32 protein-coding genes and 1 other RNA gene are annotated in these 26,060 nt (G+C 54.4%); 7 read left to right on the top strand and 26 right to left on the bottom strand.

Features of this window, described 5'->3' with window-relative positions; translation table 11 throughout:
* Positions 1–85: 85 nt before the first annotated feature.
* The 3 genes from dnaJ to grpE all read right to left on the bottom strand — a co-directional run bounded on the left by dnaJ (position 86) and on the right by grpE (position 4,071).
* Positions 86–1,228 carry a molecular chaperone DnaJ gene (dnaJ, locus tag IR195_RS01790; RefSeq protein ID WP_146942919.1) on the bottom strand — a complete coding sequence of 381 codons (1,143 nt, stop codon included), beginning with the start codon at positions 1,226–1,228 and terminating at the stop codon, positions 86–88.
* A gap of 110 nt (positions 1,229–1,338) precedes the next feature.
* A complete protein-coding gene (dnaK, locus tag IR195_RS01785; RefSeq protein ID WP_125745118.1) occupies positions 1,339–3,273 on the bottom strand; it encodes a molecular chaperone DnaK in 1,935 nt (644 codons plus the stop codon).
* A 168-nt stretch (positions 3,274–3,441) separates the two neighbouring features.
* Positions 3,442–4,071, bottom strand: a complete 630-nt coding sequence (gene grpE, locus IR195_RS01780) for a nucleotide exchange factor GrpE (RefSeq protein ID WP_146942921.1) — start codon at positions 4,069–4,071, stop codon at positions 3,442–3,444.
* A gap of 201 nt (positions 4,072–4,272) precedes the next feature.
* Between grpE and recN the strand changes: the two genes are divergently transcribed.
* The gene (recN, locus tag IR195_RS01775; protein ID WP_206048619.1) at positions 4,273–5,946 is read left to right on the top strand and encodes a DNA repair protein RecN; all 1,674 of its coding nucleotides are present in this window, start codon (positions 4,273–4,275) and stop codon (positions 5,944–5,946) included.
* A gap of 125 nt (positions 5,947–6,071) precedes the next feature.
* Here the strand turns inward: recN and fur are convergent, their stop codons facing one another.
* A complete protein-coding gene (gene fur, locus IR195_RS01770; RefSeq protein ID WP_009723762.1) occupies positions 6,072–6,524 on the bottom strand; it encodes a ferric iron uptake transcriptional regulator in 453 nt (150 codons plus the stop codon).
* 72 nt (positions 6,525–6,596) lie between these two features.
* Here fur and IR195_RS01765 point away from each other — a divergent pair, with 72 nt between their 5' ends.
* Entirely contained in the window at positions 6,597–7,043 is a 447-nt protein-coding gene (locus IR195_RS01765; RefSeq protein WP_125745112.1) for an outer membrane protein assembly factor BamE, read from the top strand.
* Between the two features lie 22 nt (positions 7,044–7,065).
* Here the strand turns inward: IR195_RS01765 and IR195_RS01760 are convergent, their stop codons facing one another.
* Positions 7,066–7,377, bottom strand: a complete 312-nt coding sequence (locus IR195_RS01760) for an RnfH family protein (protein ID WP_125745110.1) — start codon at positions 7,375–7,377, stop codon at positions 7,066–7,068.
* On the bottom strand, positions 7,367–7,801 hold the full coding sequence (locus IR195_RS01755; RefSeq protein WP_125745108.1) for a type II toxin-antitoxin system RatA family toxin: 435 nt from the start codon (positions 7,799–7,801) through the stop codon (positions 7,367–7,369). The genes IR195_RS01760 and IR195_RS01755 overlap by 11 nt, the downstream gene beginning before the upstream one ends.
* Before the next feature lie 126 nt (positions 7,802–7,927).
* Here IR195_RS01755 and smpB point away from each other — a divergent pair, with 126 nt between their 5' ends.
* The 4 genes from smpB (at position 7,928) to IR195_RS01735 (ending at position 9,566) form a co-directional block, all read left to right on the top strand.
* A complete protein-coding gene (gene smpB / locus IR195_RS01750) occupies positions 7,928–8,419 on the top strand; it encodes an SsrA-binding protein SmpB (RefSeq protein ID WP_009723766.1) in 492 nt (163 codons plus the stop codon).
* 45 nt (positions 8,420–8,464) lie between these two features.
* Positions 8,465–8,843, top strand: a transfer-messenger RNA (tmRNA) gene (gene ssrA / locus IR195_RS01745).
* A 203-nt stretch (positions 8,844–9,046) separates the two neighbouring features.
* Positions 9,047–9,274 carry a DUF1654 domain-containing protein gene (locus tag IR195_RS01740; RefSeq protein WP_206048618.1) on the top strand — a complete coding sequence of 76 codons (228 nt, stop codon included), beginning with the start codon at positions 9,047–9,049 and terminating at the stop codon, positions 9,272–9,274.
* A 4-nt stretch (positions 9,275–9,278) separates the two neighbouring features.
* A complete protein-coding gene (locus IR195_RS01735) occupies positions 9,279–9,566 on the top strand; it encodes a hypothetical protein (protein ID WP_206048617.1) in 288 nt (95 codons plus the stop codon).
* A 189-nt stretch (positions 9,567–9,755) separates the two neighbouring features.
* On the opposite strand, the gene IR195_RS01730 is transcribed toward IR195_RS01735, so the two are convergent.
* From IR195_RS01730 to IR195_RS01695, 8 genes are all read right to left on the bottom strand, one after another.
* Complete coding sequence (locus tag IR195_RS01730; protein ID WP_206048616.1) at positions 9,756–10,004, bottom strand: hypothetical protein; 249 nt, start codon at positions 10,002–10,004, stop codon at positions 9,756–9,758.
* Positions 10,005–10,073: 69 nt separating this feature from the next.
* On the bottom strand, positions 10,074–10,499 hold the full coding sequence (locus IR195_RS01725) for a hypothetical protein (protein WP_206048615.1): 426 nt from the start codon (positions 10,497–10,499) through the stop codon (positions 10,074–10,076).
* The gene (locus tag IR195_RS01720; protein WP_206048614.1) at positions 10,483–10,806 is read right to left on the bottom strand and encodes a hypothetical protein; all 324 of its coding nucleotides are present in this window, start codon (positions 10,804–10,806) and stop codon (positions 10,483–10,485) included. Before IR195_RS01720 ends, IR195_RS01725 begins: the two co-directional genes overlap by 17 nt.
* Before the next feature lie 8 nt (positions 10,807–10,814).
* Positions 10,815–11,744: a hypothetical protein gene (locus IR195_RS01715; RefSeq protein ID WP_206048613.1), complete on the bottom strand. Its 930-nt coding sequence runs from the start codon at positions 11,742–11,744 to the stop codon at positions 10,815–10,817.
* Complete coding sequence (locus tag IR195_RS01710; RefSeq protein ID WP_206048612.1) at positions 11,744–12,097, bottom strand: hypothetical protein; 354 nt, start codon at positions 12,095–12,097, stop codon at positions 11,744–11,746. Before IR195_RS01710 ends, IR195_RS01715 begins: the two co-directional genes overlap by 1 nt.
* Positions 12,087–12,446, bottom strand: coding sequence for a hypothetical protein (locus IR195_RS01705; protein ID WP_206048611.1), 360 nt, complete (start codon positions 12,444–12,446; stop codon positions 12,087–12,089). The genes IR195_RS01710 and IR195_RS01705 overlap by 11 nt, the downstream gene beginning before the upstream one ends.
* Complete coding sequence (locus IR195_RS01700; RefSeq protein ID WP_206048610.1) at positions 12,443–17,215, bottom strand: phage tail tip protein J-related protein; 4,773 nt, start codon at positions 17,213–17,215, stop codon at positions 12,443–12,445. Before IR195_RS01700 ends, IR195_RS01705 begins: the two co-directional genes overlap by 4 nt.
* A complete protein-coding gene (locus IR195_RS01695) occupies positions 17,208–17,612 on the bottom strand; it encodes a DUF6950 family protein (protein WP_206048609.1) in 405 nt (134 codons plus the stop codon). The genes IR195_RS01700 and IR195_RS01695 overlap by 8 nt, the downstream gene beginning before the upstream one ends.
* Before the next feature lie 37 nt (positions 17,613–17,649).
* Between IR195_RS01695 and IR195_RS01690 the strand changes: the two genes are divergently transcribed.
* A complete protein-coding gene (locus IR195_RS01690; RefSeq protein ID WP_206048608.1) occupies positions 17,650–17,823 on the top strand; it encodes a hypothetical protein in 174 nt (57 codons plus the stop codon).
* Here IR195_RS01690 and IR195_RS01685 read toward each other — a convergent pair.
* Genes IR195_RS01685 through IR195_RS01630 form a run of 12 tightly spaced genes read right to left on the bottom strand, consistent with a single transcriptional unit; the run spans position 17,810 to position 26,047 of the window.
* Positions 17,810–18,403, bottom strand: a complete 594-nt coding sequence (locus IR195_RS01685; protein WP_206048607.1) for a hypothetical protein — start codon at positions 18,401–18,403, stop codon at positions 17,810–17,812. The genes IR195_RS01690 and IR195_RS01685 overlap by 14 nt on opposite strands.
* Complete coding sequence (locus tag IR195_RS01680; protein WP_206048606.1) at positions 18,403–18,990, bottom strand: hypothetical protein; 588 nt, start codon at positions 18,988–18,990, stop codon at positions 18,403–18,405. Before IR195_RS01680 ends, IR195_RS01685 begins: the two co-directional genes overlap by 1 nt.
* Positions 18,987–22,247 (bottom strand): phage tail tape measure protein, encoded by a 3,261-nt coding sequence (locus IR195_RS01675; RefSeq protein WP_206048605.1) that lies wholly within the window; start codon positions 22,245–22,247, stop codon positions 18,987–18,989. Before IR195_RS01675 ends, IR195_RS01680 begins: the two co-directional genes overlap by 4 nt.
* Positions 22,248–22,303: 56 nt before the next feature.
* Positions 22,304–22,744 carry a hypothetical protein gene (locus IR195_RS01670; protein WP_206048604.1) on the bottom strand — a complete coding sequence of 147 codons (441 nt, stop codon included), beginning with the start codon at positions 22,742–22,744 and terminating at the stop codon, positions 22,304–22,306.
* A gap of 56 nt (positions 22,745–22,800) precedes the next feature.
* Positions 22,801–23,091, bottom strand: a complete 291-nt coding sequence (locus tag IR195_RS01665) for a phage tail assembly protein T (protein ID WP_206048603.1) — start codon at positions 23,089–23,091, stop codon at positions 22,801–22,803.
* 26 nt (positions 23,092–23,117) lie between these two features.
* Entirely contained in the window at positions 23,118–23,546 is a 429-nt protein-coding gene (locus tag IR195_RS01660) for a phage tail assembly chaperone (protein ID WP_206048602.1), read from the bottom strand.
* Between the two features lie 3 nt (positions 23,547–23,549).
* Entirely contained in the window at positions 23,550–24,014 is a 465-nt protein-coding gene (locus IR195_RS01655; protein WP_206048601.1) for a phage tail protein, read from the bottom strand.
* A gap of 60 nt (positions 24,015–24,074) precedes the next feature.
* The gene (gene gp17, locus IR195_RS01650) at positions 24,075–24,404 is read right to left on the bottom strand and encodes a tail completion protein gp17 (protein ID WP_206048600.1); all 330 of its coding nucleotides are present in this window, start codon (positions 24,402–24,404) and stop codon (positions 24,075–24,077) included.
* Positions 24,401–24,817, bottom strand: coding sequence for an HK97-gp10 family putative phage morphogenesis protein (locus IR195_RS01645; RefSeq protein WP_206048599.1), 417 nt, complete (start codon positions 24,815–24,817; stop codon positions 24,401–24,403). The genes gp17 and IR195_RS01645 overlap by 4 nt, the downstream gene beginning before the upstream one ends.
* Positions 24,817–25,137 (bottom strand): phage head closure protein, encoded by a 321-nt coding sequence (locus IR195_RS01640; RefSeq protein ID WP_206048598.1) that lies wholly within the window; start codon positions 25,135–25,137, stop codon positions 24,817–24,819. The genes IR195_RS01645 and IR195_RS01640 overlap by 1 nt, the downstream gene beginning before the upstream one ends.
* A complete protein-coding gene (locus tag IR195_RS01635; RefSeq protein WP_206048597.1) occupies positions 25,134–25,664 on the bottom strand; it encodes a head-tail connector protein in 531 nt (176 codons plus the stop codon). Before IR195_RS01635 ends, IR195_RS01640 begins: the two co-directional genes overlap by 4 nt.
* Positions 25,661–26,047 carry a hypothetical protein gene (locus tag IR195_RS01630; protein WP_206048596.1) on the bottom strand — a complete coding sequence of 129 codons (387 nt, stop codon included), beginning with the start codon at positions 26,045–26,047 and terminating at the stop codon, positions 25,661–25,663. The genes IR195_RS01635 and IR195_RS01630 overlap by 4 nt, the downstream gene beginning before the upstream one ends.
* Between the last annotated feature and the right edge of the window lie 13 nt (positions 26,048–26,060).

The raw sequence follows: 26,060 nt of genomic DNA, 5'->3' as shown, positions 1-26,060 counted from the left end.
ATGAATTAGCAATAACTAGTTAACAAAAAAACGCCCCGATACTTGAAAGTGCCGGGGCGCTGATGTGCGGTGAAGTGAATCGCCGTTACGGCTTCATCTCTTCAAAAAACTTCTTCACACTGTCGAAGAAACCAGTTTTCTTCGGCGAGTGGCTGTGGCTATTGCTGCCGTCAAAGCTCTCTTGCAACTGACGAAGCAGGTCTTTCTGCTCGTCATTGAGATTGACCGGCGTCTCCAGGACCACTTTACAAAGCAAGTCGCCAGGTGCGCCGCCACGTACCGGCTTCACGCCTTTACCGCGCAGTCTGAAGAGCTTACCGGTTTGAGTTTCCGGTGGAATCTTCAGCTTCACACGGCCATCCAGCGTGGGCACTTCCAGCTCCCCACCCAATGCAGCGTCAACAAAGTTAATTGGCACGTCACACTGCAGGTGTTTGCCATCGCGCTGGAAGATGTGGTGTGGCTTAATCGATACCTGAACATACAGGTCACCGGGCGGGCCACCGTTAATACCACTTTCACCTTCGCCATTCAGGCGAATGCGGTCACCCGTATCCACTCCCGGCGGAATCTTCACCGACAGCGTGCGCGTTTCCCGTACGCGGCCTTCACCGTTACATTTGTGGCACGGCACTTTAATGTGCTGGCCACTGCCGTGACAGGTCGGACAGGTTTGCTGAACCGCGAAGAAGCCTTGCTGCATACGCACTTGGCCGTGGCCATGGCACGTGGGGCAGGTTTCTTTGCTAGAACCAGGCTCAGCACCTTCACCATCGCAGCGGTCACATTCGATATGGCGTGGCACGCGGATATCAACGGTCGTGCCGGAAACGGCATTCTCCAGATCCAGCTCTAAGTTGTAGCGCAGATCACTGCCACGCGCGGGGGCGTTAGGTCCACGACGACGGCCACCACCGCCACCGAAGATATCGCCAAACACATCACCGAAGATGTCGCTAAAGTCGCCAGCGCCACCACCACCGAACCCACCACCGCCTTGGCCATCAACACCGGCATGGCCAAATTGGTCATACGCCGCGCGCTTTTCGCCATCGCTTAAGACTTCGTATGCTTCTGACACTTCACGAAATTTTTCCGCTGCAGTGTTATCGTCCGGGTTTCGATCAGGGTGGAATTTCTGCGCCAAGCGGCGGTAGGCCTTTTTGATCTCTTTCTGATCAGCCCCTTTTTCGACACCCAGGACTTCATAATAATCGCGTTTGGACATGGGTCCTACGCCTCCTGGTTAGCTACGCACTTAATTAGGCGTCTGCTTCGGAAACAGCAACGCGGGAGTTGTCTCCCGCGCCACCGCATTCCTTAGCAGATAGAGGTGATTTACTGTTTCTTTTTGTCGTCGTTGACTTCTTCGTACTCGGCGTCAACTACGTCATCCTCTGGCTTGGCGCTGGCATTTTCAGCACCTTCACCGTCCGCCTGCTGAGCAGCTTCCGCCTGCTCGGCGTACATCTTCTGCGCCAATTGGCCAGACACTTCGGTCAGCGCGTCCAGCTTCTGCTGGATGTTGTCCTGATCGTCAGTCTTCACGGCTTCTTCAAGCTCGCTGATCGCGGTCTCGATGGCTTGCTTCTCGTCATCGCTCGCTTTATCACCGGCTTCCTGCACGGTTTTACGAGTGGCGTGAATCATGCCATCTGCTTGGTTACGCAGCTGCACTAGCGCTTCGAACTTTTTGTCTTCGTCGGCGTGAGCTTCCGCATCGCGTACCATTTGCTCGATCTCTTCATCGGTGAGACCGCTGGACGCTTTAATGACGATAGACTGCTCTTTATTGGTCGCCTTATCTTTGGCCGATACGTTCAGAATGCCGTTGGCATCCAGGTCGAAGGCCACTTCAATCTGCGGCACACCACGCGGTGCGGGCGGAATGTCGGCAAGATCAAAACGACCCAGCGATTTATTCTGCGAGACCTGCTTACGCTCACCCTGAACGACGTGAATCGTCACAGCCGTTTGGTTGTCATCCGCCGTGGAGAAGGTTTGCGTCTTCTTCGTGGGGATGGTGGTGTTTTTGTCGATCAGCGGCGTCATTACGCCACCCAGGGTTTCAATACCCAGGGTCAACGGCGTCACGTCCAGCAGCAGTACGTCTTTTACGTCGCCGCCAAGAACACCGCCCTGAATCGCCGCGCCCACAGCAACCGCTTCATCTGGGTTGACGTCTTTACGCGCTTCTTTGCCGAAGAAATCAGCGGCTTTCTTCTGCACCATCGGCATACGCGTCTGGCCACCGACCAGAATCACTTCGTCGATTTCAGAGGCAGACAAACCAGCATCTTTCAGCGCCATTTTGCACGGATCGAGCGAACGCTGTACCAGATCTTCAACCAGCGACTCCAGCTTGGCACGTGTCACCTTCACGTTAAGGTGTTTCGGGCCAGTGTTGTCAGCGGTGATGTACGGCAGATTAACGTCTGTCTGCTGGGCACTTGAAAGCTCAATTTTAGCCTTCTCAGCCGCTTCTTTCAGGCGCTGCATAGCGAGGTTGTCGCCAGACAGATCCATACCGCTGTCCGCTTTGAACTGGTCAACTAAGTAGTTGATCAGCGCCAAGTCGAAGTCTTCGCCGCCCAGGAAGGTGTCGCCGTTGGTGGCTAACACTTCAAACTGGGTTTCGCCGTCAACGTCAGCTACTTCGATAATAGAGATATCGAAAGTACCGCCGCCCAGGTCATATACCGCGATGGTTTTATCACCACGGGATTTGTCCATACCGTAGGCCAGTGCAGCAGCGGTCGGCTCGTTAATGATGCGTTTAACATCAAGACCGGCGATACGGCCCGCATCTTTCGTGGCCTGGCGCTGGCTGTCGTTAAAGTACGCCGGTACGGTGATGACCGCTTCAGTTACCGCTTCACCGAGGTAGTCTTCGGCGGTTTTCTTCATTTTCTTCAGCACTTCCGCACTTACCTGCGGCGGCGCCATTTTTTTGCCTTTTACTTCAACCCAAGCATCACCGTTGTCAGCTTCGGCGATTTTGTAAGGCACCATTTTGATGTCTTTTTGTACGACATCATCTTTAAAGCGACGGCCAATCAGGCGCTTGATCGCGTAAAGGGTGTTCTCAGGGTTGGTGACGGCCTGACGTTTTGCCGCTTGGCCTACCAGCGTCTCACCATCGTCGGTGTAAGCAATGATGGAAGGCGTAGTGCGGCCGCCTTCGGCGTTTTCAATGACTTTAGCGCTGTCACCATCGAGCACTGCCACACAAGAGTTGGTGGTGCCCAGGTCGATACCAATAATGCGTCCCATAGCAAAAACCTCGAATTCGGTTGTTACAAAACTGATGTTTGAAAGCTGATGTCAAAAATCTGCTTTTTGAAATTTAAAGCGTTTGCGGGTTTTCCCGCGGGTTGCCCTTTATTTGGGGGCCGCTTGCAGCATTTCAAGGGGCTTTTTTTGCTTTGCGTCAGCCAATGCTTAATTGGCTTTTTGGCTAACCACCACCATCGCGGGGCGAACTAGGCGGCCGTTAAGCAAATAACCCTTCTGCATCACGTCCATGACGGTATTGGGTTCAAGCTCGGGATTCGGCACCATCGCCATCGCTTCGTGAACTTGGGGGTCAAAGGGTTCACCCTGGGGTTCAACGCTTTCCACGCCAAATTTATTCAATACGCCTAACTGCATTTTGAGGGTCATGGAAACGCCCTCACGATGTACGTCAGAGGCCCCGTCTTCCATGCTCTCTAGGGCTTTTTCCAGACTATCAACAACGGGCAATAGCTCTTTAACAAATTTTTCTAAAGCGAACTTGCGTGCTTTTTCAGCTTCTTGCTCAGCTCGGCGACGCACGTTTTGAGCTTCAGCAGCGGCCCGTAGCGCTTGGTCTTTAGCTTCCGCCAAGCTCTGCTCAAGCTCTTCCACCTGAGCGGCTAGCATATCGGCTTCCGGGTTTCCCACGCCGTCCTCTAACACAGCGTCGTCCTCGATTAAGCCTTCCAGCTCACCCTCGACCAGGCGCTCTTCAGCCGCTTGCTCGGTGACTTCCGCCTCTTGCTCTTGGCGGGCCAGCTCATCTTCTAATGGGGTTTGCGGTTCTTTTGCCATGCCTAGCTCCTGAAAAGTATGCAGCGGTGGCATTAACGGCCACCTCGGTTAAGTCACGAGTATTAACCACGTATGGACGCTATATGGGGGTTATAAAAGCCATCTCAAGAGTGGCATTGAAGTGAGTTACAGACTACTGTATAAAACAACAATTATTGGATAAGTATCCAGCTTCTGTGCCGCACCGCCTCAGGAGGCCTTATGCTCACGCAGCTAGCAATCCAAGATTACGCTATTGTTGACCGCCTTGAACTCGATCTAACCCGTGGTATGACGGCGATTACCGGGGAAACCGGGGCAGGCAAATCGATTTTACTCGGCGCCCTTGGCCTATGTTTGGGTGAGCGTGCCGATGCCGGCAGCGTCCGCCATGGGCGTGAACGCACCGACCTTTCCGCGCGTTTTGATATTCAACATCTACCCGCTGCCACACAGTGGTTGACTGCTCGTGAGCTGCCTGCTGAAGAGTGCTTACTGCGCCGTGTGGTTACCGCCAGCGGTCGCTCCAAAGCGTGGATCAATGGCCACCCTGCCACCATCGCCGACCTAAAATCGCTGGGCGAACAGTTGATTCAAATCCATGGACAGCATGCTCATCAAGCACTCATGCGTGAAGAAACCCACCTCGCCCTGCTGGATGATTATGCCGGGCTGCGTGAACGCAGTCAGCAGCTGGCTGAAACCTTCCGCGAGTGGCGCAGTGCCCGGCGGCGATTAAAAAAACTCAGCGAAGAAGGCAGTGAAGTTGAGGCAAAGCGGCAACTGCTGCGCTACCAAGTAGAAGAATTAGATCAACTGGCACTGGCAGAGGGTGAGCTGCAAACGCTAGAAGAGGAGCAACACACCCTCGCCCATGCGGAAGAGACACTACGTGAAACCCAGTTTGCCGCCGACTGCTGCGCAAGCGACGAGGGCGGTGCTCTATCGCTGTTAAATCAAGCCTATGCCCATTTAAGCGCGCTACCCGGCAGTGATAAAGGCACGCTGGCCAACACTTTGGCTATGCTTAGCGATGCGCGCATTCAAGTCGAGGAAGCGTCAAGCGAACTCAATCGCCTTGCCAGCACTACCGAACTAGACCCGGAGCGCTTAGCCTGGGTAGAAGAACGGCTTGGCGATATCCACCGTATTGCCCGTAAACACCACGTTGCCCCGGAAGAGATTTGCGCACTGCACTCACAGCTCAGCCAGGAAGTCGAACTACTAGAAGCCAGCGACGACGATCTGGAGTCGTTAAGCAACCAAGTTTCAGAATACCGCGAGCGCTATCGCAGCGATGCCAAACAATTAAGCGAGGCGCGACAAAAAGCCGCCGTTCGCTTAGGCAAAGAAGTGCAACAACAGCTAGGTTTTTTGGCCATGGGTAAAGCACGCTTTGAGGTGGACGTTACCCCGCGTGAAACGCCTACGCCGGAAGGCCTGGATCACGTCCAATTCCTGATTAGCGCGAACCCGGGCCAGCCCGCTAGGCCGTTAACCAAAGTGGCCTCGGGCGGCGAACTATCGCGTATCAGCCTTGCCATTCAAGTGGTGGCCGCCTCCCACTCCACTATTCCCAGTTTGGTCTTCGATGAAGTGGACGTGGGTATCTCAGGAGCGACAGCCGAAATTGTCGGTCAACTACTACGCAAGCTCGGTGAAAACGGCCAAGTAATGACCGTCACTCACCTGCCTCAGGTCGCCGCCCAGGCGCATCAGCACCTACATATTGAAAAACGCGCCAAACGAGATAGCACGCTGACCCATATGGCGCTACTGGACGAACAGGGGCGCATCAGCGAGCTCGCCCGCATGCTGGGCGGTGTAACGCTATCTGACCAAACACTCGCCCACGCCCGCGAAATGCTGCACGCTAGCCAACGACCACCGCACTAAGCACTTTTTACTAAGCACTTTTTTCAAGCGGCAACGCGCTAGCAAACGCCACAAACCATAAAAAAACGCCCCCAGGGCGCGAATGAGTCATCACTCGCACCCTGGGGGCGTTTTATTTAGCGCGACTATTTTTTATTTGTGGGGCCGCTGTCCTGTCGTGTTACGTCCGACCCACGGGGGCGTACGTAAAGCACCAGGGCATGGTCCACAAGTTCATAGCCGTGCTCTTCGGCGATCTCTTGCTGACGACGCTCGATGATTTCATCGACAAACTCAATGATTTCACCACTTTCTAAACACACCATATGGTCGTGGTGGTCTTCTTGAGTCATCTCGAACACCGCGTGGCCACCGTCAAAATTATGACGAATCACCAAGCCTGCTGATTCAAACTGAGTCAGCACGCGGTAAACGGTAGCCAAGCCAACATCCTCGCCCGCATCAATCAGTGTTTTGTACACTTCTTCTGCGCTAAGGTGGTGTTGACCCGAAGCATTTTCGAGAATCTGCAGGATCTTGACGCGCGGCAGGGTCACTTTCAGCCCGGCTTTGCGTAGTTCATGGTTCTGATCGGCCATGGTTGCTCTTCGCAGTAACAGGTTAGGTCGGGTATGATCGACCGAAACCACGATAGTGAAGAATAGGCTCAAATGCAAAAATTGACTCGTATCATTACTCTTTCAGTGGCCCTAACCGTTGTTAGCGGCTGCAGCTACGTTGGCGTTTACAAGCGCGACATCCCTCAGGGCAACTTGGTGACCGAAGAAATGGTCAGCCAACTACAGCCAGGAATGACGCGTGAACAAGTCACTTATGTGATGGGTCGCCCGTTGCTGGAAGCGCCGTTTGACACGCGGGAGTGGGATTACGTTTATCGGATTGATAAGGCGTACGCAGGTGTTGAGCAACGGCGTGTCACCCTCACATTCGATAATATGGGGCGTTTGGTGAACATTGAGCAGCAAGGTGATTTCTCTAATGATCTACCGATCAGTGCAGATACCGGCGTAGGCCCTGCAACAGAAACAACAGATCCAATCACCGGTATCAACACGCCTATTCAACGCGTGCCTTCGTCAGAAGCCACAGCGCCATAGCCAATGATGCCTTACGCGTAAATTACCCGCCTCTGGCTTGACGCTTTGCCCGTTCCAGGCGGGCAGCTTTGGGGTCTATCTCTAATGGACGATACACCTCAACGCGGTCGCCTGGACGCAGCGCCTCTTGTTCGGGCTGGCGCAGCGCTTTGCCAAAAATTCCCAGCGGTGCCTGTTCAAAGGTGTCACTGGGAATCTCGGGAAACAGGCTGGGTAGATCTGCCATCATTACCGCTTGGCGTGCAGTCGTGCCCTTACGCACCTGTAAGGCCACTAGGCGCTGTTTGCGCGGCAAGGCAAAGGCAACCTCTACCGCGAACGTATCAACGGCCATAGCGCTCGTCAGCACGTTTTGTGAAGGCATCGACAAGCTGCCCCGCAATTTGCTGAAATAGTTTCCCAAACGCCATGCTAAGCAAGCGATTGGCAAATACAAACTCCATTTCCAAGCTCACCTTGCAGGCGTCGTCTCCCATCGGGATAAATAGCCAACGCCCTTTAAGCTGCTTGAATGGCCCTTTTACTAACGACAGTTCAATCCGCTCGGGGGCATATAAATCATTTCGAGTCGTGATTGTTTGCTCCACACCCGCACGACCAAGGGTCATCTCGCCAATCAAATGTGCCTCGTCACGCTCTAGCAGGCGCGCACGGCGACACCCCGGCAGGAACTCGGGATAGCGTTCGAAGTCATTAACCAGATCGAACATTTGTTGGGGGGTGTGCCGCACCAAGGCGGTACGATTAACGGTTGGCATTGACCTCTCCGCTGACTTCACAGTGCCCAAAGCGTATCATGGGAAACATTTTTGTAGACCTTAAATGGTATCACGCCTCCCGTCATAACGAAGGGGGTGCTACTGACAGATCAACGATGAGGTTCCATGGCCACTAAGAAAGGTAACAGTAAGGGCCCTAGCAGCAGCGTTATTGCCCAAAACAAGAAGGCTCGGTTTGAGTACCATATCAACGAAACCTTAGAAGCAGGTTTGGTACTCGCGGGCTGGGAAGTTAAAAGCCTGCGCGCTGGTAAAGCACAGCTTACCGACACCTATATTTTGGTTCGTAATGGCGAGGCTTTTTTACTAGGCAGCCATATCATGCCGCTTAATACAGCAAGCACCCACGAGATTGCTGATCCGACGCGCACGCGCAAGTTGCTTCTGCACCGCAAGGAAATTGCCAAAATTTTCTCGGTGACCCAGGACAAAGGCCACACGTGCGTACCGCTCAAGCTCTATTGGAAACGCAACAAGGTGAAGTGTGAGCTGGCATTGGTGACCGGCAAACAGCTGCATGACAAGCGTGCCACCGAGAAAGATCGCGACTGGAGCCGTCAGAAAGGTCGGATAATGCGGGAACATAACAAGGCATAACTGGTCAATTCGGTGTGAGCACGTTAGAATGCTCATCTGTGATCAGGGGGCGACATGGTTTCGACGCCGGTGACAACCCTTGCGGTGCATGCCGAGAGCGTGATGTATCTCGTAAATCCCACATCACGAAAAATAGTCGCAAATGACGAAAACTACGCTCAAGGCGCGCTAGCAGCCTAAACACTGTTAGCTTCTTGTCTGGCCCAAAGGTGATGTGCCTATTCATCACTGATGGGATACGAGCTAAAGCTGATAGGACCGCGGTTGGTGGTGTCTTCTCATCAATCGTTAAACTTAGAAGGCTCGCGTGACTGAATCCTGATCGTCGGAGTCAGTTGCGTTAAAGCAAATGACGAAATCTAAGCATGTAGAGCCAATAGGCGCGTGCTGGCGGACGCGGGTTCAATTCCCGCCGCCTCCACCAGACACCCCTACAAATCAAGCACCTACGGGTGCTTTTTTTGTACCTGTGGGCTGAAAAGGGCCTGTTTAGGCATAGTTATGTCAACATTTGAGTCAACATTTATTGCCCCTACCTTCCACAAATACTCCCTAGCTTTCGATAACTTCACTGGCTATACTCGCACTAAAATACTGTATATATATTCAGATAAAAAGAAGGCGCTTATGTCAAAATCATACGAGCAGTTAGTCCAGCGAGTGCAGCGAAAGATCAACAGCCCCCGTGCACAGTCTGAGCATTGTACTGAGCTGCAGCGTCAGCCAGAGGATAGTGCAGAGGATTGGGCACGCATGCTTGACGAGCTGGGTACTGTTGAAAATGTAACGCTAACCCCTCTTGATGACACGGCAGAGCTTGTGCAAATTCGGTGGAACCCTGCCGAAGCGATGTAATGTCATGAATGCACGTTACCGCGCGACGCTCTGGCGCAAGGCAATGGAGCGGAAAGGCTGGAGGCGTATTTCATCTATCAGCTTGCCGCGCTGTGTGATTGAGTTTCACATCATTCAGCACGGCAAGCTTTATAGCGGGCGTTGGCATGGAAAGAGTTTTGACCCAATGGATGCGTTAACACCCGGCACGGCAGCACATTTAATAACGCGGCGGGACCTGATGACAGAGGGCGTGTGGCGGCGGGCTAACGATCAAAGCGCAGAATGGGGCGTGGTCTACCGTCCTTTTTAAACCACGCCCCTCGTCCCTGTGCAACGCATCCGGCATGCTATAAGCGGCGATCCCTCGGCGTCACACTTTCACAGTAGCGGTTAAAGCTGCTGTTGAATGTAGGAAATCGACGACAGTTTTTGTAAGAGATCACTTACGACAGACACAAAAAACCGCAACTAAGCGGATGACTTGTGCCGGTCGAACGCTCTACTTAATCAGCTTAACCTGCCCATACCCCACTCGCCGCTCAACTCCAGACTCAACGTTCTTAACCAGCACCTGGCCGCTTGAATACTTCGGATACTCCTGCACTTCGTAACGCCCCACAAACTCCGGGCCTGATTTAATAGCCACCTCAGCCCCCGGCGGCAGTTCTTTCTGTAACGCGGCGTCCATTTTTTCACGCGCAGTGCGGGCGGCATCGTTCAGCTTGTCGATGTTGGGAAATTCAGACATTAGGGAATCCTCTTTTTTAGGCACAAAAAAACCGCTTTCGCGGCCGTTGGTCTGTTACTTTTTTAAGCCCTACCAGCTGATAGCGTTCACATCGTCTACCACCGTCGCAGCACGCACAGCTTTAACTAGCCGCTGCCTACGCCCGGTGAGTTTCTGAAACTGGGTGAACATTTCCGCATTCCCAATAACAGCTGCGCAAAGCTCAGTCAGTGTCTCCGTTCCATCTTCACCGTTACGGCCTAATAGAATAGCGTCTAGTACAGGCGTTGATGGCTGCTCACCCTGCAGATCTTCTAGCCATGCCAGGTAAGCCCGCGCTTCGTAGTTCTGGCTTGGCCACGTCGATTGCTCGACCTCTGGGTAATCTTTAATTAGTGGTTCAGCCTGGGCAGTGTAAGCCGCGTTGATCTCAGCGATCCGCTTTGCTTGTGCGTCTGCTAATAGCTCTGATCGAGATTTAGGTAGCGTTACTTCTGCATCATTTAACCAGCTCATCGACAGGCTCCTCTTCAACAATGTCGTAAACAGGCAGCTCAATATCGCCGTTATGGTTTTCCAATATAATCGGCTGCGGGAACCGCGTTGCTTCTTGCGCGTTCGGCCCATGGCCCAAGCGAATCGTGCATTCGTACTCATCGCCGTTGCGGGTCACTTCCCCTAACTCTGAGTGTTGTGCAATAGCCCCGTCAGGTAGTTCGGACAAGTCGTAGTCCGTGCCGTTAACTGTTAGCACTGTGCCAGCAATGCTGGCTGAAGTTTCGGCTAAGCCCGAACAAGGCGATAGATTAATCTTTAGCTTCATACTTACTCCTAATACCAACGCCCGGCTGCATAAAGGGCAATTGTTGTTAATTCACCTGGGGCAGAGGTTGCAGGGGCTGTAGCAACAACACACGTCGATGACCAATCGGGTCTATTTAAAACACCACTTCCTCGCCTAGTTTTTACGAGTAACCCAGAAGCCCTTATTTGAATAGACTGAGAGCCTAGTAAACTCGCTGAAGCATACTCTGCGATTCCGTTGACAAACGTGGCAGGAAAGTCAAAGGAGACTCCTACACTACGAAATAAAGAATCTGACGCCTCTGTAGCCTGTACTTCCAGATTGACTATTCGCGTACATTCCAATGTCCCGTCAGCGAACTTAACGTAGCTACCGTTTGCGTTACTTCCTCGCTCAATAATCGCCCCTGTAGGAATGCCCTCAGATTGTGAGACTGTGCCGAGTATGTTTTTATCGTGGTACACGAGGAAATCGGTAACTGTGTCTGTCCCTTCCCACCCCCGAAACCTCATGTACTCATTGCTGAACATCAGCCTAGCTCCCCGATCACTAGAGGCTCGATAGAGGTCAATGCCAGGCCAATATGCTGCCCCTCCGTGGTCACCCGTCGCAGAAGAGCCCGCGCCAATGTAAAATTCGTTGCGCTCTGGGGGGGCGTCAAAATTGGATAACATATATCCCTGTCCGCCCAGGCCATAAGCCCCATTGGCCAACAAATCACCAGCACCGCCAATAACCCCACGCCCTGCCACTGCATCAACCTGCAGCGATTGCTGTAGTGCAGATAAATTACCAATGGGGGATTCACTCAGCGTGTCGATCAGCGCGAGATTGCCTAGCGTGCCGCTTTGCCCAACGTCGATACCGCCTTTCAGAATATTGATAAGATCTTGTACGCGGCGGTCGACTTCGGCGAGCCATTCGTTTGTTTGATCATAGTTCGTTGGTGCTGCCATTATCCGGCCCTCAGCATTTTAACGATTGCGTGCATCTGCGCCGCTGTCTGAGATGCGCGTATGTCGGCCTTAGCTTTCACGCGCTTAACTTCTACGTCAGCCCACGCCTGCTCTGTTGCAGCCTGGGCCGTTTTCACGCGCTCACACAGATCTGATTTTTCAATGCGTAGCGCTTCGGCTTCGGCATTCAGCAAAGGGCCGCCGCCTGCGTTAGCTTCCTGCGCTTTGCGCCGATAGATGGCCTCTTGCGCCGGATCGATTTGCCGCGTTTCCGATGCCCATAAATCACAAAGGCCCAAATAATGGGCCTCTGCGGTGTCACGGGTTCTGAATGTGTTTGCGCTAAGGATCACCAACGGTCACCTCCAAATTCTCGTCCAGGTATTCGATGAGCCCACAGAGGCGTATTTCGTACGTGCCGGGGACGTCGTAATTGATAGTGAGTGGTTCGCCGTCTGTAATAGTTTCAACGTCGTTGGTAGTCACTGTTAGCTCGGCGGGCAAGTCTGTTAGCGTGACGACTAAGCTGTCTACGCTTAGCTGTGGTTCCAGCGATCGCTTTTGCTTAACTTCTAGCGTGTCGACATCAACGTAATGCGTGGCGTCGCTCACAGTGTCGTCGCACTCGATGTACCCATGGGGCGTCGTGAGTGTGCGCACAATTGCGCCGTCAGTCGTGTGGACTGCGTAAACTCTACTCATCGTTTAAGCTCCAATGATCTAATGTAACGTGACCCCGCAGTTAACAACACTCGCGGGGTAAGTCCGTTACCCGACCAAGCCATGTTTGCAGAAGCCCTTACTTGGAGTGTGAGGGTGTGAGTTCCTGCGCCCATGTTTATAGTCGATGGAACAACTACGGGTAGATCCCATAAGTTCGTGTTGGCATCTGGTGATGGGGTTAAGGTGGTTAGTGTAAAAAACGCACTCCCATTCCTTAACAAGCGGACTTGAGGAGCGCCCGTGGCCGTACCATCATTGTTGGTGGAATCAGTTCTCACTCTGACACTAAACAGTAAATCGTGGGGGCTGCCTGAGCTGTCAACGTCCAGCTCTTGAACGGTGTACCAAGGGCTGTCGTCACCAAACAGTATTTGCCGTTGGAACTGACCTGCTGTATTAGCTACAAACGTCGCAGATACCGCCTCCCCCGCAATCCTCAGAGTATCTACTTCAGCCACACCAATCTTGGCGGTAGTGATCGCAGCATTCTCTATCTTAGCTGTATTGACAGAGGCATTCTCTATCTTAGCGTTGTTGATAGCGCCGTTAGCAATCTTGGCGTTTGTGATCGACGCATTCCGAACAAGCGCATCTGGGATAACTACGCGCCCATCAGATACCACAAACGCGGTAACCAGCTCGTCATTGACGGGGTTAAGTATTGCGAATTGATTCGCGATGCCAATGATCTGTGCTTGCTCGCCCTGTACTTGTATGCCGATAACGCCGCGCACGCCGTTAACATTCACAGTTGTTACAGCTTGCGCGACTGCGCCGGTATTGGGGTCATAAACGGCAGACACCTCTTGGCGCACGGATGCCAGTTCGCCATTAACCTCGACTTCGTAGTCGTCTAGTCGCCCAGCAGTGGCCGACTGTGCATTGCTCAGTGATAGCAGGGTTGTATTAACGCTCGATTTATTGTCTTCGAACTCTGTTTCGAGTGAAGAGACATTTTGAGCAATCGACTGTTGCTCGTCAGTCAGTGCGGCAAGTGACGATCCCACGCTCGCCGCGTTGTCCTCGAACTCAGTACGCAGCGCCTGATTCGCTGTCGCTAACGCATCGGTCTCTGTTGCCCGCGTCGTTTCTTCCGTTGTTATCCGAGCGTTGGCATTATCGAGCGCAGACTCCAACTGCGATGCCGTGCCCGCCAAAGCCTGGGTCTCACTAGAAAGTACCGTGATGCTGTTCTCAGCGCTCGCTAGCCGTCCATTAGCCTCCGTTTTGTACTCATTAACGTCAGTGACGATTGCCTGCTGGCCATCCGACAGTGCGGCTAAATCGTTATTCACACTAGCTGAGTTGTCGTCAAAATCCGTGCGCAACTCTTGGTTAGCCGTCGCCAGCGCTTGCGTTTCTGTTGCCCGCGTCGTTTCTTCTGCTGTTATCCGTGCATTGGCATCATCGAGTGACGACTGAAGAGTCGAGGTTGTCGTGGCCAGCGCTTGCGTTTCATCAGACAGCAGCGTAATGCGCTGCTCGAAATCAGCAGTGGAGGTATCAAACGCCGTCGATAGCGCCGTTAGGGACTCGCCGATTGCCTGCGTTTGATTACTCAGCACCGTGATGTTTTGAGCAAACTCACTAGTGCTGTCGTCGTACTCTGTACGCAATAATGTGAGCGACTCAGAAAGCGCTTGGTTGGCATCAGTCAGCGCTGTTAGTCGTTGCTGAACTGTCGCGCTGTTGTCGTTAAACGTTGCGGTCAGTTCTATGATTCGCTGAGAAAGCGACTGCTCGGCGTCGACGCGAACCACGTTTTCGACGTCCAAGATCGAGTTGCCGAGCGCGTTTTTAACGTGCATCGTGGCGTTGTAGATGGCTTGAGCGATCTCGCTTAGCGCTAAGGTTTGGCGGTTCGTTTCAATCCCCGCCGTATTTCCATCTACGCCAGAACGCAACCCCTCGGTTGTCTCCGCAAGCGCTTGCTGGCCATCCGACAGTGCCGTTAACTCATTGCTAACCGAGGCGGCGTTGCCCTCAAACTCGGTACGCAACTCTTGATTAGCCGTCGCCAGTGCCTGAGTTTCGTTGCTGAGTGTCGCTAACGTCTGGTTAATAGATGCAATCGAGCTATCGAAATCCGTCCGCAGGCTAGTGACGCTCTCGCCAACTGACTGAACAGTATCTGATAGTAACGTTACCTGCTGCTCAAACTCAGCGCTGGTATCGTCAAACTCCGTACGCAGGATAGCAACTGAATCGGCAATGGATTGCGTCGTGCTCGCCAGTAGCGTGATGCGCTCAGACAGCGAGGCAGCAGCGGTATCGAACTCGGCGCGCATGCTAACGATGCGTTCAGACAACGCGAACTCAGCGCCCACGCGAACGCTGTGCTCGACATCCATGACCGCATTTGCAAGTGCAATCTGAGCTTGCAACGTCGACGTGTCGATCTGCTGCTGCAGAGAAACAAGATCGATGTTAGTCAGCGCCTTTTGAGCGCGTGCGATTGCATCGCTAGCGGACTGTTGCGCATCGGATGCACGCTGACGCGCATCGTCTGCCGTTTCTTTGGCGTCAGTAATCCCCGCTTCGGCATTTCTGGCGGTGTCCAGCGCCTCTTGAGCTTCTGCCAGCGCAGTGGCCGCGCCACCTTCAGCGTTGCTGGCAGCTTCGACGGCAGCCTGGGCTTCTTGCAATGCTGTATTTGCGGCTTGCTGAGCGCTATCGACTGCGTTTGATACGCTATCGACTGTCTCGCTGAGCTGATTGACCTCGTTCTCAAACTGATCAACGATGCCACCGGGCTTGCGTAGCTGCTCGTCAATCCACGCGAACTCCTCGTCGAAATCAAGCGTGGTTTCTACTTCGACGCGTAGGAACGGGCTAGATCCATAGGCATTCACAGACTGAACGTAGTAGTAATACGTCTGTAGCGGTGCCAGGCCGGTATGTGTGAACGTCAGGCCTTCTCCCAGCAGCTCGCTCTGAGCCTGCGTATAGCTCGGCTCGGTCGTAAAAAAGTAGCGGTAGTGGCCGCCATTGAGCGACGCCCCCGGCGCGATATGCGGGATCAGCGTAATTTCGCGGTTGCCGATCTGAAGACTCACGCGCTCAGGCATCGGCGGTGCGTTGATGCCGAATGTAATCGTAGCGGGGCCAGACAGTCCGAGTCGGCCACGCGCGCGCACTTCGGCAGTGTAGTCGCCGGATTCCAGCCCACCTACATCGCATCGTTCAATGCCTGCAGGCACTTGGGCAGACTGCACTGCAACGCCGTCTCGTTTGATCACAACGTTGTAATGCAGCGCGGCGTCTACCGGGTTCCATATCAAGCGCCCCTGAACTACTTCCCCGATATTAACCAGCACGTACTGCAGCCCTGTTGGCGAGCCGATGCCGCCGGTGGGTAGCTGGATAAAGCCGAACGGGTCGAACGGCTGGCCTACTGCATCGTCGTAGATCTCCGGCTGCTCTTGCTGCAGCGTGACTTTACAGCCGTTCTCGCCGCTGAAATCCCAGTCAACGACTCTGAACTCGCCGTCAATGTTGAGCGTGGGCAGATTGACCCGTACGACGCGACCGGGGCGACAGGCATACCCACGAAAATTTAGCGGTAGCTCAAGCACTCCTCCCGCACGCTTGCGACGTAGGGCGATGTTAGCAAGGCGCTGCGCTTGGTACGGGCTGCTGACAAAGCGCAGGTCGAGCGTGTCTTCGATCTCTTCACCGTCTTCGACGATCCACTCTGCGACGCTCACTGCTGGGTAGTCAGTTTCTGTCCAGCGCTGTTCCGGAGAGACGAATTTACCGCGCATGGTGTTGACGGCATCCGCGCGTGACACCTCGGTTTGCCCGGTAACGGTACCGATCACCATGTCTTCATCGATCGTTAATTCGCAAGGGCCGTAGTAGGCCCCCACCTGAAGGCCGAACTTGCCGCCCACACGAATCAGCGAACCCGCACAGGCAGCTTCTAGGTCTGCTAATACACGGTCTTTGCGCTCATCCGCTTTAAAACCTCCGGACACGGTATAACGGCGCTCGGTGCTGCCTGTAGGCGTTGTGATGATTTCATCGCACACGTTGGCGGCATCGATGAACGTATCCCATAGGATTTCATCATCAGGCACATGCAAGCGATTCCGGATGTACCAGAGAATCACTAACGCGGCGTTATCACTGTAACCACTGGTTTCAGTACGAGGGTCGTAAATATCGTTACGCCCACGGTATTCAAACAGCATATCCGGGATGCCGCTGGCGAAATACTCAGGGTCATATTTGAGCGTCACGCGCACCCATGTGACGCCACGGCCGATTTGGCTATCCCGCCAGTCCGGCGAGTGCTCCAGCAGGTAAGCACTGGGTGCCGTCGCATCACTATGTAGTTCATAGTCGATCAGCTCAGCGGCGGCTTGCGAGTTAATCGACTCTTGGTCTACATAGATCTCATCAAGCCCGGCAATGGCTCCCTCTGTCAGCACATACACCAGGTGCAGCTTTTCGCCTTTCTCGCCCTCCCCTTCTTCATTTTCGTCCGCTTGAACGCCCGGTTCCTCCTGCGCCCACGCGAGCAATGCGCCGGTACCGGCACGGCCAAACACGTAGCGAGCAGGCTCTTTTGATGAGCGGATGACTTGCTTAAGTTCGGACTGCGTTGGTGTGCCAATGCTAGGAGGCTTCGCGAGCTGGCGTGACAATAAGCTGCCAGCAACCGCTACACCCGCCCAAGGGCCAGCCACGAAACCAACGGCGACACCAATCGCAATAGCACCGACCGCTTTAACCGCCTTACTCATGGCCTACTCTCCAACATATCAGCGGTTCTGCCTGCACTCGGTGCACGCCTGTTTCAGTTACTGCCCAAATAGCGCTCGCCCAAACAATTCCAACACAGCGGCCAAAATCACTATCGAACAACACCACATCACCACGCTGTCGCATGGTTACCGGTACGCGCTTAAATGCTGCATCCCAGGCAGCTTCCAGGCTGCCGTGGGTGGTGCGAAGCACGCGTTTAGCCCCCAGTTCTGTGTGGTATCGGCCCCGGTATTTAGCTGCTGGATCAACGCCGCAAATGGCGATACAGCAATCAGCAGCGAACAAGCAGCAGTCAAACTCGCCCCACAAAAAAGGCCGCTCGGAAGCGGCCTTAATGGTTTGCTGTAATCGGGTAGTCCAGTCTCTGTAGCGCATGTGGTAAGTTCTCTATTCCATCCAGCACGGAGTTTCCATGAACGAATATGAAGTTTTTTATATAGGCGAACGTAAAAAGGGCTCAGTACATGTCCAAGCTGAAAGTAAACACTCAGCAAAACAAATGGCTAGGCCAAAGATCAATGATTTAGCTGGAAGGTCAGCACATATCACTGACGCAATTAATAAAGGCCCTGTCATCGATAACTAAAACTGGGCGCATCACGCTTGGCACCCCAATAGATGGGCCAGTCAGATAACTGCGCAACAGCAAAGAAGAAGCGATCATCTTGATGGCGAGCGCGGTGGTTTTCATCGGTCCAACGTTCAGTACCGCCGCGCTGCCAATCGATCATTCTGTCAGTAATCGTGACGCTAATGGCGTTGTCGTCTTCGCTGCCGCCGTAGCTCATGGCGGCAGCGTCCATCTTGCCGCTAAATAGAATATCGGCGGCGTAGTTTCCGGCGTCATCGTAGGCCACCAACATCAATTTGCCCTCTCGCCCTCTGCACCGATCCTGAAGGGTAGACGCCACTAGGGGCGCATCTAACCCTGATAGAGAAAGCGTCACCGACATAGGCGACGCGCTGTTCAATTGCTCCTGAGCGCCACTGACACCACCAAACGCACCAATGCCTTCATAGGTATGGCCTGCGATGACAAGCGGCCCAGTGCCCGTATGGGCACGCGCTACACCATCTCTGAAATCCAGCTCGGCGGCATACACCATGCGCACCGTGGGCTTCCCCAGCATTTCAACAACTGAGTCACTAAACGGGAATACCTGCATTAGAACGCCTCTCTACATTCCAGTGTGCCGCCAGCGATAAGAGCTTGAACAGACAACGAAACATCATCACGCGCTAAGCGCATGATGGCGTAAGGCGAGCGATAGTTGACCGCCGAACCGTTCGCCGGAGGCACTCGCAGCCAAGGGGAGACTGGCACCACGGCAATGCCCTGCGCGTTGCTGGTCACATCGTCCAGCACTTCCAGCAGTTGGTCTGAGATGGTGATGTAGTCGCCACGACGAAGCACCACGGTATTCGCGTTCCAGTTGCGCGTCACCACCTGGGCACCGGCCTGCCCTCCACCATCCACCACGGCATTACCCACGAACGGCCCCGGCGGGCGCGTCCAAGGGCGTAGGCGAAACGTGCCCGCCATGCCATGCAGTGAGCCGATGAACGTACTCAACACCCGCTCTTTCGGCCGCTTCAAGTTGCGAAACGTGAGCGAGCATTTCCAGTAAGCGCCCGGATGGGTACGGATCTGCTGAGACTGTGTGAACGGGCTGGTGAACGCGTAGGAATTGAACACTCGCCCCCACTCCATGGTGGCGGGCTGCAGCTCGCTGGGCCAATCAACTATGCTCATACGCTTAACGCCCTTCTGATTTTTCCGTTACGCAGCGCATCATTCAGCACGCGACGATAGGCGTTTTCCTCAGCTTGCTCGATACGGCGGATCACATCGTTATCCACTTGCCCAGTGATATGGTACGTATTGCCCGCCCTGGGAATAGCGCCACTCTCCTGACGGCTAGGCAGCGCCGGCACTACACGCTGCCCCACAGCACCGCCATTGGCGTACCCGGTAAAGTTCTTACGCAGCGATTCGACCACGCTCAAACCGCCCGCCCGCGCTACGTCCTCTTGACTCCACACCACTTCGCCTCGGTGCACGATGCCAGCCGGTTCGTACTTACCACCGGGGCCTGTGTAGCCACCGCCAGAAAAGCCTATTTGAGACATAAAGCCGCCCGCAATGGCACTACCACCACCACCAAGCATGCCAAACAGCCCTAACGCCTGCTGCCGGATTGCTATGCGAATCATGTCGTTAATCACACTATCCGCCAGATCACGAAAGCTCAGCTTTCCCGTTTTCGCGAACTCCGTCAGCGCATCTTCAGTGCGTTGCAAAGCATTGCTCATTGCCTGCTCTGATTGCGTGGCAACATCACGCGCTTGGTTCATATAGCTTTCTAGGCCACGATTAGCACCGTTGTGCCAGCTCTCCTCAGCCGCCCGCTTGCGGGCAGCGGCTGATTCGACTAGGCCAACTTCTTCATCCATGAGCTGCTGCAGCAGTGCCCGCCGCTCCTCATAAGCCGCTTCGCTAATTCGCGTGCTGTCGTCTTCCTGACGCTGGTGGAGCTCACGCATTTCATCGGCGTAGCGCTGGCGAACGGTGGCGATCTCGCGCATCACTTCGATGGCCTGATCACTACGGCCCACGGCGATAATGTCTATCTCCATATCCTGCGCACGAGCTGCTAAGCGGGCGCGCTCGGCCATCTCAAAGCGCATCAGCTCTTGGGCTTCAACGGCTTGCTTAGCCAGCTCTTCGCGAGTCGTTAGCTCCTGCTCAAGTTGCTGTAAGTGCTTAGCGTGAGCCTGGCTAATTTCACGAAGACTCCCGTGCTCAAGGTCGTATGCTAGTGCAGCAGCTCGGCTGTTATCGCCATGCAGGGCGATCTGGCGTTGGAGTGAAGCGGCCTGTTGTTCGTAGGCCTGCCTAATCCTCTCAGCATTGCGACGCCCTTCCTGCGCGGCTGAACGGGCTGCGGAACGGGCTTCATCGGCGGCTTTTTTGCGGGCGACGGCGCTGGCTTGTTCTTGCTCGGCAGTGGCAGAAAGCCATAGCGTATAGCCACGCATCACATCGCTAACCCCCGGCCCCATAGCATCCAGACGACGGTTGGTTTGCCCTAGTGCCGATGGATCTCGATGATTAGCGATCTGATCGCGCAGTTGGTCGTTGTACCGCTGCCACGCTTGCAGGGTTGCTGAACTGGGGGCGTTGTTGTTTGCAGCGTTACCCGCAGACTCAACCGCACCTGCAGCGTCATTTGCTACAGGGATCAACTCTTCAAAGCGCGTTGTAAGCTCACCAACACCTCGGTTACGGCTCGCCACATCTGCCATTGCATCTAACATACGGCGGCGCAGGCTTTCCGTTACTCCCTCGGTCTCTTGAATGCGCTCATTAACCGCCAGCCAATCTACATCCATGCCTTGAGCCGCTTCACTGGCAGCTCGGTTAATATCCGCAAATAAACTATTCAGTTCAGGGCTAGTTGTGCGGTTTCCACGTGCACCGTAAAGCGCCTGGGAAACGTCATCACGCATCTTAATCGCCGCCGCGACAGCCGCTTCTCTTTCTTGGTCTATCTGCTCAGATAAACGAGTCAGCTCCCGCTCACGCTCAATGCCAGACAGCTTTTTGAAATCTTCAATCACCTTATCTAAAGGTTGGCTCAGGTCGGATAGCGACGACTTAACGTCATCCGCACTATCGCGGAACAAATAAAGGCTTGCAGCCGCCCCGCCAGCTAGCGCTACAAGGCCAGCAGGGCCACCTAATAATCCCAACACACCTGCACCGGCGCGCCGCGCTAAGTTCGTTGCCGCTGATAACCGTGAATTTGCAGCCGCCAGTGCATTCGTATTTGCCGTTTCAAGTTTGACAGCCTCCGCCAGAACACGGCTATTTGCAGATAGCTGCCGACGAATTCGCACCCTTTCGCTTTCCGTAGTCGCCAGCTTCAATTGAGAAACCAACGAGCGTTGCGCGGCTTGCGCATTGGCCCGGTTCGCCGCTAACTGAACACCACTGGCCTTCGCTGCATCTACTTGAGCTTTCGCCAACGACACTTGAGCTGTATGTGTCTGCCAAGTATCCACCGCCCACTTCTTAGTATCTGCACTAAGCTGAGCGATATAGCGACTGACGCCCGCCGCCACAAACACACCTGCAACTGCTGTTACACGATCTAAGACCACACCAGCACCGCCCATCTCATCCACCCAACGAGTAGCGGATTGCAAGCCCTCTGTTAGCGAGGGCACCAGTTCAGTCAAAAATGCCTGGCTAACCCCCTTGGCCATAAAACCAAATCGCGCCATTTCAGCATTAAAGCCCGCCATTGCTGATGCAGTCCCTTGGCTAATCGTCAGACCGTAGCGGTCAGCTTCTGCCCGTTGCGTCGCGATAGCTTCAGTGCCTTGGTTAACGATACGTAGCAGCTTAACGCCTTCGCTATCCCAAATCTTTTGGGCGAGTGCCACGCGCTGCCCCTGGTTGGCAACACCTTGCATGGCTTCTGCAATTGCTTCGAATTGGTCTTCAGGGCGAAGCTGTGCTAACTGCCGTGCATCCAGGCCCAAGGTCTTTATTGCCGCACTGGCTTCGCCTGTTCCGTTTGCAGCTTCGGCAATACGGCGGGTTTGCCGTTGCCACGCGGTACCAAGTTGATCAATCTGCACACCTGATAGCGCCCCTACATAATTATATTGGCTTAACGCCTCAACACTGGCGCCAATCTGGGTACTCATATCCGCTAGATTATTGGCGTAGTTGATCTGCGCCCGCAGGCTTTGGGCAGCGAACACTCCCGCGAGCACACCGGTTAAACGCAAGGCGGTATTACGGATCACCAACATCTGTTGGTTCATTGCTTTTAGCGATTCGCTTTGCCGCATCGCTGCAGCCTCTTGCCGCCGAGCGCCGCCTTCCATGGTGCGGTAGTAGTCAGTACCCATACGCGAAGCGCGAGCCATTTCGCGCTGATAAACGCTGGAGTCAGCGCTAATACGCACAATCAATTCACGAAGGGATGCGGCGGCCATACTTTTCTCCAGGCGTAAAAAAACCCGCCGAAGCGGGTTTCTAATCCAGTATATTACTAGAGAGTGTTAAGAAATTTTTGAAGGTCGTTCCTGAGAGCATTGTTATCACGCATGGATTGGATCTGATTCTGCCCCATCGCCATTTGTGTCTCTACGTGAGGCTGCGCAACAACCCTTACATTTTCTCCCATAGTGGCAATAATGAATGCAACTACGACCTCAGGAGTGGTTGAGTAAGAGTTTCCAATCAACATTTGGGTTAGTACTGCGCTCCCCCCTTCCATAGTAGTAGTACATACCACTTTTGAGTCACTTGACTCCCTTATCGTATGACCTCTGTTAATACATGCATTAATAATTTCCTGACTAACTTCTGATTGACTTTTAGCTTGAATGGTCTTTTCTGCAAATCCTGATTGGGTATGCTGCATTACTTCCTGTTGAGCACAACCAGACAAACCGATCATCAGGCCCGCCATTAATAATATTTTTTTCATTCTTTAGTTCCCTGTCAGATTCCCAGGAAGAACTTACCGCACTCCGCTAAGTTTGACTAGCTCCCCGCCAACGCCGCAAACAGCGTCTCCAGGGCATCGTCATCTTCAACGCCTTCGGTGGTGTCGCTGCCTCCCCAGTCGATCAGTACGTCTTCAAAATCGACCTTCGCGCCTTGTGACTGATAGACCGCCGTGGCGATCTGGGCGGCGTGCACGTCGCTTCGGCGGTCACTGATGGGTGATAGCTGATCAAACGCCATCCACTGGATTAATTCTCGCGCCGTCATCGGCGCATGGTGGCCTGCCAGCTCAGCTAACGTCTTACCCAACCGAAGCGCCAGGGTCATCTGGAACATCAAACCTGGCTGGTCAGTTAGTTTTTTTTTGCTTCCTCTGCGGGCTTGGCAACGTCGATGCCTGCTAGCTCAAACGCGGCATTGAGGTAACGTCCGTAAACAGGGCCCCAACTGGTGGCCACCATGCCTACATCGTCATCTTCGAACACTCGCTCATAAGTGTCAGCGTTCAACAGCACGCGCACTAGTAGCGTGGCTTCAGGTGTGTGATCGTTGGTTTCATTAATGCGTACCGCAACTTCATCGGCGTTCTCTTCGCTGACCTCTTCGCCTGCAACTTCCTGCAGCTGGGCTTGCCATATTAGCCAGTCATCCCCACTAGGCTCACGCACAATCACTTTCTTAGTGCTGGTAGGGATGGGCATGACTTTATGGCGGTACCCCGCGAGGGGCTGTAGTAGAGCCTCACGAGGGTCTAGGGCGGCGGGTTGTTTTTTAGCGGCCATGGATTAACCCCCTGTTTGCGCAGGTTCGTAAACGGGCTTGCCAATTACGCGCAGATTAAACGTACCGCTGGCCACGCCGTTTTGCGCGATGCTCCAGCTATCTTGGCGAACCTGGTTTAAAAGCCGCACTTTGTTGCCGGTCTTGAATTCGATTTCAAGCAAGCGCAGTGAGTCATCTGCATCCGCTGCCCGCAAACTATCCTGCCCTTCGTCTTCGGGCTTCCAGTTCCCACTAATCGTGAGCTCGCCCATACCGCGCAGGCCGTTCTCCATCTCCTGCTCATCGCTTTCCAACACGGTCATATCGAGGTCTGACTTTTGCCCGCCGGTGTAGCTGATTTCTTTGGCCGTGGTGGAGATTTTCTTCCAGCCGTCCTCGGCAATCGTTGCATCGATCGAATTAACGGCTTCAGCACTAACGCGCACTATGGTGCCGGCGGTTAATTGGTATTTCGCTTTACGTGCCATGGTGGCCTCCTGGGCATAAAAAACCCGCCGGCGGCGGGGAGAGTGTGACTAGGGTTAGGCTTAATGCCAGATCGTTAACTCTGCCGTAGCTCGGTAGAGTCCCGTTTCCTTTTCGTAATCCTGCAGTTGCATAAGATCCCCAGGGTTTAGCGGATCTAATACGTCGATCGCGCCCTCCAGCAGTTGATCTGCTTCAAGCTGTGAATCTGCGTAGGCATCTAGCTGCACGCGGCAGCGAATAGCCCCCATGCCAGCCATCGCGTCATCACTGGTGCGGCTGGGCAGCGAGTGCACCAGGTACGGTACTGCGGTGCCTTGTGGTGCCACCAGGGCGTGAACTCGCCCTTCTGCCAGCGCTTCAATGGCTTGGTAGATTTCAGTTTGGATCATTTCATCAGCACCTTATCGAGCGCTTCCAGCACCTTGGCGATCGCTGCATCACCCGCTTGCTGCTCGGTGGCATCGAACGCTGGGCGGATAAACGGCGCAGGCGGCAGCTTGGAAGTACCCAGCTCAACAAACTTCCAATAAAACGCATTGCTTGGATCGCTAGCCTTGCCCCGCTCGCGCACACGAACGCCCGCCGTGGCGCGGCTGTTCTCAGTGACGCGAGCCGTTACCGCCACGATGTTTTTAGACAGCTTGCCGCTGCGCTTTGGGGCACGGCGACGGGCTTCATCGCGAACCACGCCAGCCCCTGCCCTTGCTCCCTGACGGCGTACACGGTCGTTTTCGGCGCGGGTCAGCAACTTGAGATCTTCTTCAATACTGGCGAGGCCTGAAAAATCGAGTTTGGTATGCATTATCGCTTCACCCCTTCACTGCACATGCAGAGCAGTTGACGGCGCTTCGGGTCGGGTAACGGCGTGACAATGGTGTAGACCTCATCACCTCGCACCAGACGCATACGGGCTTTTACATCGGGCCTATAGCGCATGAGAATCTCGCACGTTATCTCTGTTTGTTCGGCACTGGCCGAGAGAAAGGCGCGGCCGCTCAGGCCACTCACTTCAGCCCACACACCATCCACATCGAACCATTCCTTTCGGGTACCGCCGATGGCGTCTTTCACTTCGCCATAGCCCTGCAGGGTTAGGCGGTCTCTTAAGCGTCCGGCTCTCATGTTGGCGGCACCATGTAGTAATCCAGCAATCCGTCCAGGAAGTCATGCTTTGATGTAATCGTCCCAGTCACTGCGAGCTCACGGTGTTCATATAAACTGGCTGCAGTTACCAGTATCCATTGGCGTATCGGTGCTGGTACCGCCTCGCCTTCAACACCGTAGCCCGCCTTATACAACACGGTAACCACGCCTTGAAAACGACCTACAGGCTCAACGATAGGGAAATCCCCGACCTGTGCTGTCCAGTCACTTTCAGGCAGCTCACCCCGATCATCACTAACGCTGAGCACCTCCAGCACTGGCCAGCGGCGTAGCTCAAAACCACCGCCGTTAGAGTGACCCCGCTGACGCCAGGTCTGAGTAATAAAAGCCCGTCCGGTTTTCTGTTCAGCCTCTTCCCGGGCGGCCATGATAAGCAAAGCTACCATCTCGTCATGCTCATCGTGTTCGATGATGGACTGCACCTTGGCCTCAGCCACACTGACCGGCTCGACCGCTGGCGGCTCAACCAGTGTGGAGCGCATCATTCGATCACCGTTTCTTCATTAGCCCCACTGTTGCGCGCCTTACGGGCGGCGGCGATGGCTTTATGGTTGATGTCGCCTGCCTTGCGAGCCACCAGCGCTTCAACCTCAGCACCCGGTAGCTTTGGGGTATCGCCGGGGCGGTAGTCTTTGCCGCCAATGGTTTCATCCCGAAGTATGAGCACCGTTAGCTCGGGCAACGGCTGCTCATGCTCATCATCGGCAGGTGGCGGTGGTTCGGGCGTTGCTGGGGTGGTACCGGTATCGGCCGCTGTTGCGGTTTCGGCACCGGCGCTGGTTGACTCGGGGGCGGCCCCTTCATCTTTGGTTGCTTCATCAGCATGGGTCTTTAACTCCTCAGGCTGAGTAGTTTTCTTCGTAGACATGATGTGCTCCTAG

Source organism: Vreelandella venusta, assembly GCF_015689495.1.
GTDB lineage: Bacteria > Pseudomonadota > Gammaproteobacteria > Pseudomonadales > Halomonadaceae > Vreelandella > Vreelandella venusta.
This window is presented reverse-complemented; position numbering and strand designations above follow the sequence as displayed.

Coding starts and splice junctions, on each gene's coding strand:
- IR195_RS01740 (WP_206048618.1), top strand. CDS start 9,047: ATGTCAAAATCATACGAGCAGTTAGTCCAGCGAGTGCAGCGAAAGATC.
- IR195_RS01675 (WP_206048605.1), bottom strand. CDS start 22,247: ATGGCCGCCGCATCCCTTCGTGAATTGATTGTGCGTATTAGCGCTGAC.
- IR195_RS01630 (WP_206048596.1), bottom strand. CDS start 26,047: ATGTCTACGAAGAAAACTACTCAGCCTGAGGAGTTAAAGACCCATGCT.
- IR195_RS01760 (WP_125745110.1), bottom strand. CDS start 7,377: ATGGCCGTTGATACGTTCGCGGTAGAGGTTGCCTTTGCCTTGCCGCGC.
- dnaK (WP_125745118.1), bottom strand. CDS start 3,273: ATGGGACGCATTATTGGTATCGACCTGGGCACCACCAACTCTTGTGTG.
- IR195_RS01755 (WP_125745108.1), bottom strand. CDS start 7,801: ATGCCAACCGTTAATCGTACCGCCTTGGTGCGGCACACCCCCCAACAA.
- IR195_RS01640 (WP_206048598.1), bottom strand. CDS start 25,137: ATGAGAGCCGGACGCTTAAGAGACCGCCTAACCCTGCAGGGCTATGGC.
- IR195_RS01645 (WP_206048599.1), bottom strand. CDS start 24,817: ATGCATACCAAACTCGATTTTTCAGGCCTCGCCAGTATTGAAGAAGAT.
- IR195_RS01720 (WP_206048614.1), bottom strand. CDS start 10,806: ATGAAGCTAAAGATTAATCTATCGCCTTGTTCGGGCTTAGCCGAAACT.
- IR195_RS01660 (WP_206048602.1), bottom strand. CDS start 23,546: ATGGCCGCTAAAAAACAACCCGCCGCCCTAGACCCTCGTGAGGCTCTA.
- IR195_RS01735 (WP_206048617.1), top strand. CDS start 9,279: ATGAATGCACGTTACCGCGCGACGCTCTGGCGCAAGGCAATGGAGCGG.
- IR195_RS01685 (WP_206048607.1), bottom strand. CDS start 18,403: ATGCAGGTATTCCCGTTTAGTGACTCAGTTGTTGAAATGCTGGGGAAG.
- IR195_RS01715 (WP_206048613.1), bottom strand. CDS start 11,744: ATGGCAGCACCAACGAACTATGATCAAACAAACGAATGGCTCGCCGAA.
- dnaJ (WP_146942919.1), bottom strand. CDS start 1,228: ATGTCCAAACGCGATTATTATGAAGTCCTGGGTGTCGAAAAAGGGGCT.
- IR195_RS01765 (WP_125745112.1), top strand. CDS start 6,597: ATGCAAAAATTGACTCGTATCATTACTCTTTCAGTGGCCCTAACCGTT.
- fur (WP_009723762.1), bottom strand. CDS start 6,524: ATGGCCGATCAGAACCATGAACTACGCAAAGCCGGGCTGAAAGTGACC.
- IR195_RS01730 (WP_206048616.1), bottom strand. CDS start 10,004: ATGTCTGAATTTCCCAACATCGACAAGCTGAACGATGCCGCCCGCACT.
- IR195_RS01655 (WP_206048601.1), bottom strand. CDS start 24,014: ATGGCACGTAAAGCGAAATACCAATTAACCGCCGGCACCATAGTGCGC.
- IR195_RS01680 (WP_206048606.1), bottom strand. CDS start 18,990: ATGAGCATAGTTGATTGGCCCAGCGAGCTGCAGCCCGCCACCATGGAG.
- IR195_RS01705 (WP_206048611.1), bottom strand. CDS start 12,446: ATGAGTAGAGTTTACGCAGTCCACACGACTGACGGCGCAATTGTGCGC.
- gp17 (WP_206048600.1), bottom strand. CDS start 24,404: ATGATCCAAACTGAAATCTACCAAGCCATTGAAGCGCTGGCAGAAGGG.
- IR195_RS01725 (WP_206048615.1), bottom strand. CDS start 10,499: ATGAGCTGGTTAAATGATGCAGAAGTAACGCTACCTAAATCTCGATCA.
- smpB (WP_009723766.1), top strand. CDS start 7,928: ATGGCCACTAAGAAAGGTAACAGTAAGGGCCCTAGCAGCAGCGTTATT.
- grpE (WP_146942921.1), bottom strand. CDS start 4,071: ATGGCAAAAGAACCGCAAACCCCATTAGAAGATGAGCTGGCCCGCCAA.
- IR195_RS01700 (WP_206048610.1), bottom strand. CDS start 17,215: ATGAGTAAGGCGGTTAAAGCGGTCGGTGCTATTGCGATTGGTGTCGCC.
- recN (WP_206048619.1), top strand. CDS start 4,273: ATGCTCACGCAGCTAGCAATCCAAGATTACGCTATTGTTGACCGCCTT.
- IR195_RS01695 (WP_206048609.1), bottom strand. CDS start 17,612: ATGCGCTACAGAGACTGGACTACCCGATTACAGCAAACCATTAAGGCC.
- IR195_RS01670 (WP_206048604.1), bottom strand. CDS start 22,744: ATGAAAAAAATATTATTAATGGCGGGCCTGATGATCGGTTTGTCTGGT.
- IR195_RS01635 (WP_206048597.1), bottom strand. CDS start 25,664: ATGATGCGCTCCACACTGGTTGAGCCGCCAGCGGTCGAGCCGGTCAGT.
- IR195_RS01665 (WP_206048603.1), bottom strand. CDS start 23,091: ATGACCCTGGCGCTTCGGTTGGGTAAGACGTTAGCTGAGCTGGCAGGC.
- IR195_RS01690 (WP_206048608.1), top strand. CDS start 17,650: ATGAACGAATATGAAGTTTTTTATATAGGCGAACGTAAAAAGGGCTCA.